The organism is Leptospira andrefontaineae, from assembly GCF_004770105.1.
Taxonomy (GTDB): Bacteria; Spirochaetota; Leptospiria; order Leptospirales; family Leptospiraceae; genus Leptospira_B; species Leptospira_B andrefontaineae.
In genome coordinates, this window is sequence record NZ_RQEY01000019.1 from 141,334 (window position 1) to 155,626 (window position 14,293).

Below are 14,293 nucleotides of genomic sequence, written 5' to 3' on the forward strand. Positions count from 1 at the left end.
TAAATAAGTCCGAAGATTGATTCTTGCTTTCGGAACTTCTCTCCGTACGTCGAGAGTTACTTTATAAAATCGGCTCACTCTAGAGTCAAAAAAAATTAGGTTGGAAGTTTGTGAAAATGACTGCAATTTTTTTTAAAAAAAATTCTAAGCGCGGTTTTATTTGGAATAGATTTTCAAGTGTGGTTTTTTTTAGGTAAAAATAAATTTCCTGTCAAGTGCCGAGTTTAGGTCAGTCAAAACGAAAGGAAGGTGATCAGTTGTTATCAATATCAGGATTAAACAAGTCTTACACAGTTGCAGACCAAACATTTAATGTATTAAAAGATGTTTCATTCCAAGTAAAGTCTGGAGAATTCGTTGCAGTGATCGGTCCTTCCGGTTCAGGCAAGTCAACATTACTAGCTGTTTCAGCTGGATTAGATAAAGCTGATTCAGGGACAGTACTTTTGGATGGAATCTCCCTATTTGATAAGTCAGAAGACGAATTAGCAAAGATCAGAGGAGAACAATTAGGATTTGTATTCCAGAATTTTCAATTGATCAAGACGTTAAACGCCTTAGAGAATGTATCTCTTCCTCTTGCTTTGACAACAAACCTTTCAGAAAAAGTGATACATGAAAAAGCTATGTATTGGTTGGAGAAAGTTGGTATTGCTCATAGAGCACATAACTTTCCAAGCCAACTTTCGGGCGGAGAAGAACAAAGAGTGGCAATCGCTCGCTCATTTATACATGAGCCTAAACTTCTTTTTGCGGATGAACCTACTGCAAACTTAGATAAGAAGAATGGTGAGAATATCATGTCTCTTCTAAAACAACTGAATAGAGATCGTAAGTCCACTTTGTTAGTTGTTACTCATGATCCAAAGGTTGCTTCTATGGCAGATAGGATATTAGAAATGAGAGATGGAGTTATTTTAAGCGGTGCAAAGCCCAAAACAACTGCAAAGAAGACTACATCTAGGAAGAAAAAATGAATATTAGATTCTTTCTAAGGGTAATGTTCAGAGAAATCTTTTCTAAAAAGACTTCTTCCTTACAAATCATTCTTGCAATCACTATAGGAACTGGGGCCGTCCTTGCAGTTCATTCTTATAGGGACCAATTTACTTCTTCCATCATCAGAGAAGCTAAAAACATCATGGGTTCTGATCTGGTGGTTACAAGTCCATCTCCACTTAGCACTGAACAAACAGCGTTTCTTTCGAAGGAATTGCCAAAAGGAAGCAAATTATCCGAATTGGTGCAATTCCCTTCTATGTTACGCAACCCTGATTCTCAGGATTCCAGCTTATCATTGATCAAAGCGATCCAAGGTGATTATCCCTATTTTGGTGAATTAGAAACGGAACCAAAAGGTCTTTATCGCAAATTAAAACCGGGAGAAATACTTTTAGAAAGCGGACTGATCAAGAACTTAAAACTTAAAATAGGTTCCAAGGTTCAATTAGGAGAAAGTAACTTCGTATTAAAAGGAAGTATCTTAAAAGAACCAGGAATGGCAGGGAATTTTCTCTCCATGGCTCCTAGTTCTATTATAAAAAAGGAATCTTTAGCGGAAACAGGATTGGAACAAAGAGGTTCGAGGATCAGCTACCAAGTTCCAATCCTTCTTCCCAACGGCGCTGACGCAAATGGATTCAAAAAAAGTAAATTTTCTGAATTCGCAAAGAATGATCTGATATTATACGAAAGCACGGAAGCAAATTCAGGATCCCAAAAATTCCTTACGAATACGTTGGATTTCTTTTCCTTATTAGCATTATGTGCATTCTTCTTGGGAGGGATCTCTATCCTGCTCACAAGTAGAGCAGTCGTAAGATCAAAATCCACTACATTCGCTGTTTATAAATGTCTAGGGGCAGGACCAAACTTAGTTTTAGGCCTTGTTCTTTCTGAACTTCTAATATTATCCACGATAGGAGCTATATTAGGATTTTTATTCGGAAGCTTTTTACAAACTCAGATCCCGAATATGGCCGATAAGGAATTCCTTTTTGAACCGAAACTGATCCCGGATCTAAAAGCATTTTTTTGGGCATTCGTATTGGCGTGGGTAGTTCCATTAGTTTCCGCTTGGGAAAGTCTTTCCACTACTCGAAACTTAAGTCCGATGTATGCTCTTAAATCGGATTTTGCAAATGAACTTTCTTCCGTTCCGAAATTGAAATTAAAACAGTCGATCTCATTTATTGCGGTCTTCGGATTATTTTTCGTATTAGCTTGGTGGGAAACCGGAGACTGGATCAAAGGATTAATCCTTTGTGCAACTCTACTCTTCTTACCCATCATGGTTTATCTTGGAATTTTAGGAATTCGTTTTGTGATCCGGTTTTTATTACAAAGATCTGATTTCTCCGCAAGTATAAGAATGGCATTACGAAAACTAGATAGACCTAGAACAGGACTTTCTTGGGTTTCAGTAGGACTTGGTTCTTCGGTTTTCGTTCTATTGCTCAGTATTTTTTTAAGCGATAGTTTATTGGAATATAGTGGAGCGAAAGACAAAGAAAGAAGACCGAATATGTTCGTGTTGGATCTAAGACCGGAACAATTGGAAAGTTTCCAACAAACAGCGGAAAAGTATAAAGTAGAAAAACTTTTAACAGCGCCTGTGATCGGAGCAAGACTCACTCATGTAAACGGAGAGCTTGTTAAAAAAGAAGATATGGAACTTTCCGCTCTCAGAAGAGATTGGAGATCCACCGCAAGAACCAGAGAATATTTCCTATCTTATAGAGAGAATTTATATCCCACCGAAAAAGTCACTGACGGAGACTTTTGGAGAAAGGGAGAAGAAGACCAAATCTCTGTCGAAAAAGAATTTTCCAAAAACTTAAAAGTGGATTTAGGAGATAAACTTTCTTTCTCCATCGGCGGTGTAGAAGTAACCGGAACCATTCGAAATTTCAGAACGGTCAACTGGTCGGACATGAGACCGAACTTTGTGGTCCTATTTTCGAAAGGGATTTTGGAAAAGGCCCCTAAATTCTATTTGAGTTCGTTTTTGTTGGAATCTTCAGACTCCAGATATTCTCTCCAAAAAGAATTATCAAATGAGTTTCCAAATCTTACCATCGTAGACACTGAAAAAGCGGTTCAATCCTTCTTAGGAATTTTAGAAAAGATGTCCTTTGCAATCCGTTGGATGACAGGACTTATCGTTTTATCTTCTTTACTATTGATACTTTCTTCTTTGGAACTAAGCAGAAAGGAAAGATTGGAAGAAACTTCTCTTCTTAGGATCATAGGTGGAACCAAAACATTCTTACGAAAATATTTTTTAGCAGAGTCTTTATTTCTAGCTAATATTTCTTTCGCGTTGGCTTTTGTTTTAGTCTGGGGAGTTTCTTCTTATATGTCTGAGATCATATTTGAGATCCAAGCAAGTGTTCCTTGGTTGGAAATCGGGATCTTTTATATTTCTCTGAATATTGCAGTAGTGGGAATGTATTTCGGAGCCTTAAGGAATGAATGGAAAAGAAGTCCTACTTTATATCTGAAGGAAGTTTAGGGCTGGTATAATCTGAAGAATGTTGGGCGCCCGCCGGATAGATCCGAAGACGCCCTTGTAGGATGAAATAGATTATTTCGAGCGGCCCGCTAACAGATCTGCCGGTTTCAAATCAACTCTCACTGAACAAACCTTATAATTGGAAGCGGTCGGACAGGCTGCCGTTCCTGTGATCTTACATCCTTTAGTTTCGCAACGTTTCCTTGTGTCGAAAGAATCCGATCCGGAAAATCTGCAGTAATCTCTACAAGCGTCGGAACTATTTACTGAACAAAGATAACAACCGTCCGCAGGCAGGTTTTGGGCAAATCCTAAAGACGCAAAAAAGAATATGATAGAAAGTGAATATAGAACCTTTTTCAAATGAAACTCCTATCTTTTGGGGGAAGGACCGTCAGACTTCTTCTCCACTTTATCTTCCAGAAATTCCGCAAATTCTATCTGGCCTTGGATAAAATTCAAATTATAACGGCTTTCGTACAGTAAAAGACTGCTTGCGATAAACAAAAAAATCCCGCCTATCAAAGCGAGTCCAGTGGCTACCCAAGAAGCCGGACTAGAAATCGCTACTATGATCCCCAAACTCAAACTGGAAGAAACAAAAAACAAAGTCGCAGTATATAGAGCGGCCATGGATCTTTGGATCAGATTTGCTCTTTTCTTTTGGACCTTTAATTGTCTTCTAAGATAGGCAAGTCGCTCTTCCGGAAAAGAAAGTCTTCCGTCAACGACACCTTCTATCTCGGTTTTAAGTAAATTAACTCGATCGAATATTCTACCCAAACGATTTGCGGTAGAAAAGATTAAACTAGCACTAGCCGAGATCAAAACGGCCGGTGTGATCATACCGGCTAAAATTTCTGTTCCGATCAATGAAGAAAGCATAGTTCTAGTTCAACATTGGATCTTTTGTATGTTCCACGAAGTACTTATACAATCCACCTTTGCTCTTTAAGGCTTCTTGCCAAGTTGCCTCAGGGTCTTCCGTAAAGATCCATTCAGCATTCGGATCGTGAACCACCCAAGATTTACGTTCCATCTCACCTTCTAGTTGAGAAGCTCCCCAACCGGAATATCCTTGGTATACATTAAATTTTGTTTTATCAGGATGTTCTAATAGTTCTACCAGAGCTTCAAAACTTCTGGCAAGAAACACACCAGGGATAACTTCAATCCCAGGTTGTTTTAATTTAGGATTATCATGAAGAATGGAGACAAATGTAGGATCTACAGGACCTCCAGAATAGATCGGTGAAGAACCGTCTATTCCTTCCGGAATTCCTTGGATCACTTCGCTCAATGCAACATCCATCTTCTTATTCAGTACAAGACCGAACGCACCTGATTGATCGTGTTCCACCATTAGGATCACTGTGCGATTGAAATAATCCGTTACGATAGATGAATTAGAGATTAATACTTTTCCGCTGAATCCGTTTTCCATACTACCCGATCAGTTTTTATGTATCTCTTTCAAAATTCTGTACGCGATTTCCAGTGTCTGGATATCGGATCTTCCATCAACTAAAGGTTCCGTTTCTTTCAGGATACATTTTACAAAATGTTCATGTTCCTGTTTTAAAGGGTTATCCTTGTGAACAAAGATCTTCTCAACGATGGATTCTTGGCGATATTTGATCTCTCCGGTTCTAAGTAGAATATCCGAAGTCGCTTGTCTATGAAGCTCGATCTCTTGGTCGCTAAAATCCAATGTAATGTACACGTCTTTCTGAGTGATATTCAGGGTCCGAATTTTGGCTTGTGTATTTCTGCTCGCGGAAATATTTGCGATCGCGCCGTTCTCAAAATGAAGAACAACTGATGCAATATCTTCATGAGCTGAAACCACTTTGGTCCCAACTGCACTTAGATATTTGACGGGAGATTTTACAAGATTCAAAACGATATCTATATCGTGAATCATCATATCCAGAACTACTCCCACATCCTTAATTCTAGGATTAAAAGGGGCTAATCTTCTGGATTCGATCAACAGAGGTTCAGTCACGATCTTTCCGAGTTCAAGAACTGCTCCGTTAAAACGTTCAACGTGACCTACTTGTAGGACCAAGTTGTTTTTAGAAGCAAGGTCCACTAATTCTTTTGCTTGTTCTAAAGTTTCCGCGATCGGTTTCTCTACCAAAACATGTTTGCCTGCGAGAAGTGCCTTCTTACCTATTTCATGATGTAAGAATGTAGGCACAGCGATGATCACAGAATCAGTATGTTTGATCAGATCGTCTACAGTGGAGAAAGCGGAAGTTTTATGTTTTTCCGCCATCTGAGAGGCTCTTTCGGAATCAGAGTCATAAATACCTATCAACTCTGCATCGCTTAATGTTTTCGCCACGTTAACGTGGTATTGGCCCATATGGCCTGTTCCGATTACTCCGATCTTGACTTTGTTAGTCATGAAACTTCCTTTTTGTGGATATTACTTATTCGTAAAAATTTTACCCTTAGAACCGGAAACAGATTCTCCGGACTCACGGGCAAATTCTTCGATCAATTCTCTTTGTCGTCTAGTCAGTTTTTTAGGGATCTCAATGCGAACGATCACATGTTGGTCCCCTTTTCCATATCCGCCTAGATACGGAATACCATGACCTTTCAAACGGAACACTTGGCCTGACTCGGTTCCTTCCGGAATTTTCATCTTCACCTTTTTGCCGTCTATGGTTGGAACTTCGATGTCTCCACCTAAGATTGCTTGGGTCAGGCTAATCTTTTTATTTAAGATCAAGTCGTTTGCTTGGCGTTCGAATAATTCATGTTTCTTAATATGTGTTACCACATATAGATCTCCATGAGGGCCACCGTTAGGTCCTGCTTCCCCTTCTCCGGAAACTTTTAGTCTGCTGCCGGATTCGATACCAGGTGGGATCTTAATATTGATAGTACGTCTTTTTTCTACTAGACCTTGTCCATGACAGGTCTTGCACGGGTTAGAGATGATTGTACCTTTTCCACGACAAGTACCACATGTAGTTGCCACGGAGAAGAATCCCTGAGATCTACGGATCTGTCCTGATCCACCGCAGTCCGGACAAGTAGCGGGAGTGCTTCCTTTGTTCGCACCGGAACCTCCGCAATCTACGCAGGTTTCGAGTCTTGGGATTTCGATTTTATATTCTCTACCTAAGCTCGCATCTTCAAGGGTAACTTCTAGATTATAACGAAGATCTGAACCGCGTTGAGGACCTGATCTGCGAGCACCGCCACCAGCACCTCTTCCTCCTCCGAAGAAGTCGCCGAAAATATCTCCGAAATCGCCGAAGATATCGGAGAAGTCAGTATATGCTCCTCCTCCAAATCCGCCTTGAGCGCCTGCACCTACTCCAGCCTTACCGTACTGGTCGTACATACGACGTTTATTAGCGTCTCTTAAAACTTCATAGGCCTCGGTAGCTTCCTTAAACTTCTCTTCAGCAGCTTTATCACCCTGATTCTTATCAGGGTGATATTTAATAGCTAACTTCCGATACGCGGACTTGATCTCTTCATCAGTCGCGGATTTGGAAACTCCGAGGATATCGTAGTAACTTTTGTCACTCATGTCTTAGTTACTTTTTCTCATCGTCCACTACGGTATAGTCGGCGTCCACGACCTTTTCTCCCTTAGCTTGGGAATTGTCTGCGCCTTCTCCTGGTCCCGCACCATTAGGTCCTGGACCTGCTTCCTGACCTGGAGCGCCTTGGGAATAAATTTTAGAACCTATTTCCGAAGCTCTCTTGGTGATGGACTCTTTCGCAGCGTTGATACGACCGATATCACCTGATTCGATCGCTTCTCTTGCGCGTTTGATCTCGTCATTCGCCAATTGTTTTTCACTGTCAGAAAGTTTGTCCGCAGCGTCAGTAACCGCTTTTTCCAAAGAATAAGTGATTGTATCCAACTCGTTCTTAGCTTCTACAAGTTCTCTAGCGGCCTTGTCTGCAGCAGCATGAGCTTCTGCATCTTTTACCATTTTAGAGATCTCATCTTCGCTTAGTCCGGAAGAAGATTCAATACGTATCTTTTGTTCTTTGCCGGTTCCTAAATCTTTTGCGGAAACATGCACGATACCGTTAGCATCAATATCGAATGTAACTTCGATTTGAGGAACACCTCTAGGTGCAGGTGCAATTCCGATTAGATCGAATCTTCCGAGCGTACGGTTACCTGCTGCCATATCTCTTTCTCCTTGGAGAACATGGATAGACACCGCATTTTGGTTATCCGCAGCAGTAGAGAACACCTGGGATTTTTTAGTTGGGATCGTAGTGTTTCTTTCGATCAACTTGGTCATCACACCACCCAAAGTCTCGATACCGAGCGAAAGTGGAGTTACATCCAAAAGAAGAACGTCTGAAACTTCTCCCGCTAAAACTCCACCTTGGATAGCAGCACCGATTGCAACTACTTCGTCTGGGTTTACGGAACGATTCGGTTCTTTTCCGAAAATTCCTTTTACAAGTTCTTGGACTGCAGGAATACGAGTGGATCCTCCCACTAATATCACCTCGTCGATGTCGGAAGCTTTTAAACCAGCATCACGTAACGCGTTCTCACATGGAATACGAGTTCTTTCTACTAAGCGGCTTGTCAACTGATCGAACTTAGCTCTAGTTAGATTCATATCCAAGTGTTTTGGTCCAGTTGCATCAGCAGTGATGAATGGAAGGTTCACTTGAGTAGACATGGTTCCGGAAAGTTCGATTTTCGCCTTCTCTGCGGCTTCTTTCAAACGTTGAACGGTATTTTTATCTTGAGAGATATCGATCCCGTACTGTTTTTTGAATTCTTCGATCATCCATTCCATGATGACCATATCGAAATCGTCCCCGCCTAAGTGAGTATCACCGTTCGTAGATTTAACTTCGAATACTCCGTCTCCCAACTCAAGGATAGAAACGTCGAAGGTTCCTCCTCCTAAGTCATAAACTGCGATCTTAGCGTTACTTTTCTTTTTATCGAAACCGTAAGCAAGAGCGGCAGCAGTAGGCTCGTTTATGATCCTTTCTACTTCTAGACCGGCAATCCTTCCTGCGTCTTTAGTCGCCTGACGTTGTTCGTCATTGAAATAAGCCGGAACAGTGATCACTGCCTTGGTCACTTTTTGACCAAGATAATCTTCCGCAGTTTGTTTCATCTTTTGAAGAATACGAGCAGAGATCTCTTGAGCAGTAAACTCCCCGGTAGCAGTTTCGAATTTTAATCCGTCGTTTCCACTGCGGATCACTTTATAAGAAACGTGCTTCATCTCTTGTTCGGTCTCGTTGAATCTACGTCCTATAAATCTTTTTGCAGAACGAATTGTATTTACCGCATTCGTAATTGCTTGGTTCTTAGCGAACTGGCCTACCAAAGTTTCTCCCTTAGCGGTAAAAGCAACGATAGACGGAGTAGTTCTAGCACCTTCGGAGTTTTGGATTACTACCGGGTCTCCACCTTCCATTACGGAAACGCAAGAGTTTGTGGTCCCTAAGTCGATTCCGATAATCTTCTCTTTTGACATTTTGGTTCTCCTTCCGCCATTGGATCCTTCCTCGGCGGTTATTCATGATTTAGTTCATCTATTCAAGGCGTCTTACGCCTATTCCCAAAACATTAAGCTTTGGGTTTTCCAATTCTCACCCTTGCAGGTCTTAAGGAGAACTTATCTTCATTTTCCTTAATATAGAACCCTGCCTGATAAACTTCTATAACAGTTTCTTCCTTGTATTGATCCCCTTCTTCGGAAGATAATGCTTCCATTAAAGTCGGATCAAAACTTTCTCCCTGAGGATATTGTCTGAATACGTTCGACCTTTCTAATACGGAATAAAATTCCTTTAGGATCATTGTAACTCCATCCACGAAAGGTTTTAATTCTTCCGTTACGTTTACTCCGGAGCCCACACGATCCAAATTATCGATCGGATTCAAAAACTCTGCCACCAAAGATTTGACTGCTTCTCTTTTAATATTAGAAAATTCTTGTGCAGATCTTCTCTTATAATTTTGGAACTCAGCTCTTTCTCTGGTCCAAGAATCTTTTAAGGATTCGATCTCTTTTTTCGCAACATCCAATTCCTTACGTAAAGTTTCCTCTACACTTTCCGGTTTTTGGGAATCATCCGAATTTTCTCCGGCAGGCGTTGCGACCGCTTCTTCTTGACTCATCTCTCTCTCATTTCCTTGCATGGTTCATTACTACTTACTAATACGCGTGATCATCTCCGAAACCAGTTTCGAAGTAAAATCAACAAGTGGAAGTGCTCTATGATAATCCATCCTCTGAGGACCTATGATCCCCATAGCGCCTATCCGTTTTTCTCCCATTCGATATCCGGAAGTGATGATACTCACTCCGCCCATTCTTCCGTCTCCGTCCTTTCCTATGACGGTATACACTCCGTCATGCTCAGGATAATCCCCGAACATCCCGGTGAGGAATCTTTTATCATCCAGTAGGGAAAGAACCTGGTTGAGTTTTTCCTCTTCGTCCTTAAATCTTCCGTATAAATTCTTGAGACCATCGATATACAAAGACACTTCTGAATTATCAGGTGTCATCGCAGCAGAGATCACTCCGGACACTTTATAAAAATCTAATGGTCCATCCTTTCTCAACAACAGGGAAGGGATCACCTTCTCCTGGATCTCGAACATATCATAACCTTTTGCGTTATCGTTCAGATACTTTGAGATCTGATACAATTCTTCTTGGCTATAATTTCTATCCAAGAACACGCTCCGGTTCAGAACCGCTCCGGATCGCATCACCATAATCATCAGGACCTCGTCCCCATGAACATGGATCAATTCCACATGTTTGAGAGTGTCCAAACTTTTGGCCGGTCCAAGAACCACTCCCGCCGAATTAGAAAGACTCGCTAGAACACTTGCAGTCGCCTTCAAGATTTGATCTAACTTGAACTGCATTTTCAGGTATTCTTCCTGGATCCTTTGTTTTTCCTTAATGGTTAACTCATAAAGGACCACTAAAGAATCCACATAGAATCGATAGCCTATCTCTGTAGGGATCCTTCCCCCAGAAGTATGACGAGAAGCAAGATAACCCATCTCTTCCAGTTCCTTAAGAACCGTACGTATAGAAGCCGGGGACAAACCTATATCATGTTTGTCGAATAAAGTTTTAGAGCCAACCGGACGGTTCTCTTGGATAAACTCGTCCACCGTGGCTTTCAGGATCATCCTATGTCTTTGGGATAGTTCCATATCTTCTCTTATTGGCACTCTGCAACTTAGAGTGCTAAAGCACCTCTCAAGTTTCCGTAATATTCTAAAAAAGTCAAGAATTTTGGATTTTAAGCAGTCCCAGTGTCCGGTTGACAGAAAAAATAAACGAAAAATATCCCTTAAGGGATATAAATTTGATTTCTATACAACGGAACTTCTGCGTAAATACTTTCTAAACAAAAAGAAGAAGTTCCGTCGGCTTCGAATCTATTTTCAATTTAAGACTGACTTAGAATAGGTTCCAAAAAAAGATCTCCGTCCTATACGGAAAGGAATCCCAATGTTATTCAAACTCAGATTATACTATTTTATATCTTACTCGATTTTCACCTCTTTGGTTCTAGGTTCCGTACTCGGAACATTCGCCTTTTTAGGAATTCTTCCTGTAGAGAAAATCGGATTCGCAGTTTCTATCTCTGCCGGAGTTGGAGTTTTCTTTTCTCTATGTATGGGAGTTTTTTCAGGCACCTGGCTTGCTAGCACATTCCAAACCATACAGGATTCATTTAAGAAGGTGAGTAAAGGAGATCTAACTGCGAGAATCGAAACAAATTCAAAAGATCTACTTTTTGATTTTTACGAAAGTTTTCATAGAATGTTACAAGGCCAATCAGAGTTGATCGGACTTATCAGAAATACTGCGGAAACACTTTCTACAGATTCAGGAGAAATGAGAACTGTAGTTTTAGACTTCGGCTCCAATATCCAATCCCAGTCGGCGGCAACAGAAGAAGTTTCCGCATCAATCGAAGAAATTTCGGGAGTGGCAACTTCTATCTCTTCCATTGCAGGGGAGAACGCAAGCAGCATGAGCAATTTGGTTTCGGAAGTAGAAAAACTTTCTTCCGCAATCGAAAAAACAAAAGGCCAAGTAGACGAGACTTTAGTTTCCTTCGAAGATATTTCTAAACGTGCGGAGAAGGGTTCCCAATCTTTAACTTATATGGGGCAGGCCATAGACAACCTTTCTAAAAGTTCCAAAGAGATCACTAAGACGATCGGAAATATCGCAGATATCAGTGAAAAAATCAATATGCTAGCACTTAACGCGTCTATCGAAGCTGCAAGAGCAGGTGAAGCAGGAAGAGGTTTTGCAGTAGTTGCGGACGAAGTCTCCAAACTTGCAGAAAGAACAGCTCTGAGCGTAAGAAGTATAAATGAATTGGTGAAAAAAAACCAAGATGATATGTCCCAAGGTTTAGAAAGAATCCAGATCACCACAAAAGAGATCCAAGAAATTATAGAAACCATCGACAGAATGTCCGCACAGATTACGGAAGTTAGAGCCGCGGTCAATTCCCAACAAGAACTTAGAAATTCAGTATTAAAAGAAGCTGATTTCGTATTCAAACGTTCCGATGAGATCCGAAACGCGGTAACTGAGCATAATACAGCAACGAGGGAAGTTGTGGATTCGGTTTCTTCTATTAGTGCTCTTGCTGTGAATAACTCGGAGAATAGCGATACCTTAGCGGAAAGAATTTTAGGGATCTCTAATACTGCAAACAAACTCGGAAATACAGTAGGAATGTTCCAAATTGCTTCCAAGGCAAAGGTAGCGGAAAAGATCCTGGATTCCAAAACTCACGATCTCAAATTCACGGCAGCGATCGGAAAACTATATTATGTTAAAAAACATGATCTGGTAGAGATTGTTTGGACAGAAAATTTCAGTTACGAAGGGTATCGGGAAATGTTGGAGAAAGGTTTGGAACTTGTGAATGAATTCAAAGTTACTAGATGGATGGCAGACACTTCTAATATGGGAATCGTTTCTGCAGAAGCGCAAACTTGGGTAAACGAAACTTGGTTCCCAAAAGCAATGGCTTCTCCTTTGAAGAAGATCGCAATCGTGATCCCTCAGTCAGTACTTTCAGAACTATCGATCGATACTAAATCTTTAAAAGCAGGGAATATTGATCTGATCAATACTCCATCTAGAGAAGAAGGAATGCGTTGGTTGACCTCCAAATAAGAAATTATTTGGTATCGTTCTAAGCTCCGTACTAAATTTTAGTTTCGGAGCTTGATTCTATAATGCAACAATTCGAGAACGTAACAATAATTAAAAAAGCAAACGTATACTTTGAGGGTAAGGTTACCAGCAGAACCGTATTATTCTCCAATGGAGAAAAAAAGACACTGGGTATTTTAATGCCCGGAGAGTACGAGTTTGGAACTGATGATAAAGAAATTATGGAAATTCTAGATGGAGATCTTTTAGTCCAACTACCTGGAAATCCTGACTGGAAGGAAATCAAAGGTGGTCAATCTTTTGAAGTTCCTGCAAATTCCAAATTCAAACTGAACGTTAAAACACTAAGCGATTATTGCTGTTCCTATATTAAATAATTTAGCAAAGCCGAGGAAACTCGGCTTTTAGGAAAAGGATGGCTACTAAAAAATCTAAACCTATATCTCTCTTGTATTGAAGTCAGTCTATAAACACTTCAATCTACTACTTGACAAATTCATTTTTCTAGCTACACTTCCCTCCTTGAGTCTGCTTAATCCGACAGAAGTCGGAACGGAGGAACCAATTTTTTGGGGCTAACCGTTTCTTACGGGGGAAATCTCTCTTTCCTAGCCCGTCAGCTAACTTCGTAAGCATGGAGAGAAGACAGGAGTTTCTTCCAATCTTCCCGGCTCATTCTGACCCTGGGATTTTTTCATCTAGTGAAATAGTTCCGGGGGAATTATAACCTAGGAGGCGAAAATGAAAGTTCTAATTTCGTTTGCTAATCCCAAAATGGGGGCAAAACTTTTCGGGCTAACAAGGGCCCTATTCTCTAAATCGAAAGAAAATCTTTCCATAGTAGCGTTACATGTCGTTTCAGTGGAATCCAAATCGGAAGGATTTCCTATATTAGAAGAAGATGAAATTTTCCAAGCAGTTAGAGAAGAAGCCGCCGGTTCCGAATTCAGTTTTGAAACCGTGGGATTTCCATCCGACTGGATCGTTCCAGGAATTGTGGAGATTGCAAAAAGTAAAGAGGTCGATTTACTATTATTAGGTGCGGCGCGCTCTTTATTCTCCGATGATCTGTTAGGAGGAAAAGTAGGAGATGTGCTTAGGCATTTATCCGAACTTGATATTGCAGTTCTGGCAGATAATGGACTTCTGGCTCCAATCGAGCCTATCATCTACTCTCCAGGTTTGGATTCCGCTCCTCTATTTCCATTCTCTTCCGGACTTTCTACTTTTATAGAAAAACCGATCCCTGTTCTTTCAGGTGTGAACCAATCCGAGTTTGGGCTAAATCAAACCAATCAATTCAAACCTTGGATCCCATTCTCCCTGAACGCCGCCGCTGACCAAACCAAGAACCTGGCGATTTTGGATTACAGCACCTATAAATCATTTCATTCGGTTTTATTGGATAGGCAAGGACTCTCTTTTCTAATTTTAAGAAAAGGGATCTGAAATTCAAACTTAAGTTTAAGAAAACTTATACTCTACGTATAAGTTTTTTTTTGAATAAGAGTTCTGTCATAGAAGCGTTATTTGCACTTATCGCCTTACTTAAAGTAGGCGGTCTTTCTATATAATATTA

At 40.7% G+C, this 14,293-nt stretch carries 13 protein-coding genes and 1 riboswitch; of the genes, 5 read left to right on the forward strand and 8 right to left on the reverse strand.

The window, feature by feature from the left end:
• The first annotated feature begins 257 nt into the window (after nt 1-257).
• Together EHO65_RS14750 and EHO65_RS14755 are read left to right on the forward strand one after the other, a co-directional pair.
• Nucleotides 258-977 (forward strand): ABC transporter ATP-binding protein, encoded by a 720-nt coding sequence (locus EHO65_RS14750; protein WP_135775343.1) that lies wholly within the window; start codon nt 258-260, stop codon nt 975-977.
• Entirely contained in the window at nt 974-3,514 is a 2,541-nt protein-coding gene (locus EHO65_RS14755) for an ABC transporter permease (protein WP_135775344.1), read from the forward strand. The genes EHO65_RS14750 and EHO65_RS14755 overlap by 4 nt, the downstream gene beginning before the upstream one ends.
• Before the next feature lie 72 nt (nt 3,515-3,586).
• On the opposite strand, the gene EHO65_RS14760 is transcribed toward EHO65_RS14755, so the two are convergent.
• The 8 genes from EHO65_RS14760 to hrcA all read right to left on the reverse strand — a co-directional run bounded on the left by EHO65_RS14760 (nt 3,587) and on the right by hrcA (nt 10,718).
• Entirely contained in the window at nt 3,587-3,877 is a 291-nt protein-coding gene (locus tag EHO65_RS14760; RefSeq protein WP_135775345.1) for a hypothetical protein, read from the reverse strand.
• Between the two features lie 9 nt (nt 3,878-3,886).
• The gene (locus EHO65_RS14765) at nt 3,887-4,399 is read right to left on the reverse strand and encodes a DUF2721 domain-containing protein (RefSeq protein WP_135775346.1); all 513 of its coding nucleotides are present in this window, start codon (nt 4,397-4,399) and stop codon (nt 3,887-3,889) included.
• 4 nt (nt 4,400-4,403) lie between these two features.
• The gene (locus tag EHO65_RS14770) at nt 4,404-4,958 is read right to left on the reverse strand and encodes a YqgE/AlgH family protein (RefSeq protein WP_086447857.1); all 555 of its coding nucleotides are present in this window, start codon (nt 4,956-4,958) and stop codon (nt 4,404-4,406) included.
• 9 nt (nt 4,959-4,967) lie between these two features.
• Nucleotides 4,968-5,927, reverse strand: coding sequence for a Gfo/Idh/MocA family protein (locus tag EHO65_RS14775; protein ID WP_135775347.1), 960 nt, complete (start codon nt 5,925-5,927; stop codon nt 4,968-4,970).
• A gap of 21 nt (nt 5,928-5,948) precedes the next feature.
• Entirely contained in the window at nt 5,949-7,070 is a 1,122-nt protein-coding gene (gene dnaJ / locus EHO65_RS14780) for a molecular chaperone DnaJ (protein WP_135775348.1), read from the reverse strand.
• A gap of 7 nt (nt 7,071-7,077) precedes the next feature.
• Entirely contained in the window at nt 7,078-9,012 is a 1,935-nt protein-coding gene (gene dnaK / locus EHO65_RS14785; RefSeq protein ID WP_135775349.1) for a molecular chaperone DnaK, read from the reverse strand.
• 92 nt (nt 9,013-9,104) lie between these two features.
• On the reverse strand, nt 9,105-9,659 hold the full coding sequence (gene grpE / locus EHO65_RS14790; protein WP_135775350.1) for a nucleotide exchange factor GrpE: 555 nt from the start codon (nt 9,657-9,659) through the stop codon (nt 9,105-9,107).
• A 30-nt stretch (nt 9,660-9,689) separates the two neighbouring features.
• Entirely contained in the window at nt 9,690-10,718 is a 1,029-nt protein-coding gene (gene hrcA, locus EHO65_RS14795; protein ID WP_135628164.1) for a heat-inducible transcriptional repressor HrcA, read from the reverse strand.
• A 301-nt stretch (nt 10,719-11,019) separates the two neighbouring features.
• Here hrcA and EHO65_RS14800 point away from each other — a divergent pair, with 301 nt between their 5' ends.
• From EHO65_RS14800 to EHO65_RS14810, 3 genes are all read left to right on the forward strand, one after another.
• Entirely contained in the window at nt 11,020-12,714 is a 1,695-nt protein-coding gene (locus tag EHO65_RS14800; RefSeq protein WP_135775351.1) for a methyl-accepting chemotaxis protein, read from the forward strand.
• Nucleotides 12,715-12,776: 62 nt separating this feature from the next.
• Nucleotides 12,777-13,091: a pyrimidine/purine nucleoside phosphorylase gene (gene ppnP / locus EHO65_RS14805; protein ID WP_135775352.1), complete on the forward strand. Its 315-nt coding sequence runs from the start codon at nt 12,777-12,779 to the stop codon at nt 13,089-13,091.
• 142 nt (nt 13,092-13,233) lie between these two features.
• Nucleotides 13,234-13,363, forward strand: a riboswitch (cyclic di-AMP (ydaO/yuaA leader).
• Between the two features lie 92 nt (nt 13,364-13,455).
• Entirely contained in the window at nt 13,456-14,163 is a 708-nt protein-coding gene (locus tag EHO65_RS14810; RefSeq protein WP_135775353.1) for a universal stress protein, read from the forward strand.
• Nucleotides 14,164-14,293: the final 130 nt, after the last annotated feature.

What these genes read in the sequence shown, in the direction of transcription:
- EHO65_RS14755 (WP_135775344.1), top strand. Translation starts at nt 974, where the DNA reads ATGAATATTAGATTCTTTCTAAGGGTAATGTTCAGAGAAATCTTTTCT.
- EHO65_RS14765 (WP_135775346.1), bottom strand. Translation starts at nt 4,399, where the DNA reads ATGCTTTCTTCATTGATCGGAACAGAAATTTTAGCCGGTATGATCACA.
- EHO65_RS14770 (WP_086447857.1), bottom strand. Translation starts at nt 4,958, where the DNA reads ATGGAAAACGGATTCAGCGGAAAAGTATTAATCTCTAATTCATCTATC.
- EHO65_RS14775 (WP_135775347.1), bottom strand. Translation starts at nt 5,927, where the DNA reads ATGACTAACAAAGTCAAGATCGGAGTAATCGGAACAGGCCATATGGGC.
- dnaJ (WP_135775348.1), bottom strand. Translation starts at nt 7,070, where the DNA reads ATGAGTGACAAAAGTTACTACGATATCCTCGGAGTTTCCAAATCCGCG.
- dnaK (WP_135775349.1), bottom strand. Translation starts at nt 9,012, where the DNA reads ATGTCAAAAGAGAAGATTATCGGAATCGACTTAGGGACCACAAACTCT.
- grpE (WP_135775350.1), bottom strand. Translation starts at nt 9,659, where the DNA reads ATGAGTCAAGAAGAAGCGGTCGCAACGCCTGCCGGAGAAAATTCGGAT.
- hrcA (WP_135628164.1), bottom strand. Translation starts at nt 10,718, where the DNA reads ATGGAACTATCCCAAAGACATAGGATGATCCTGAAAGCCACGGTGGAC.
- EHO65_RS14800 (WP_135775351.1), top strand. Translation starts at nt 11,020, where the DNA reads ATGTTATTCAAACTCAGATTATACTATTTTATATCTTACTCGATTTTC.
- ppnP (WP_135775352.1), top strand. Translation starts at nt 12,777, where the DNA reads ATGCAACAATTCGAGAACGTAACAATAATTAAAAAAGCAAACGTATAC.
- EHO65_RS14810 (WP_135775353.1), top strand. Translation starts at nt 13,456, where the DNA reads ATGAAAGTTCTAATTTCGTTTGCTAATCCCAAAATGGGGGCAAAACTT.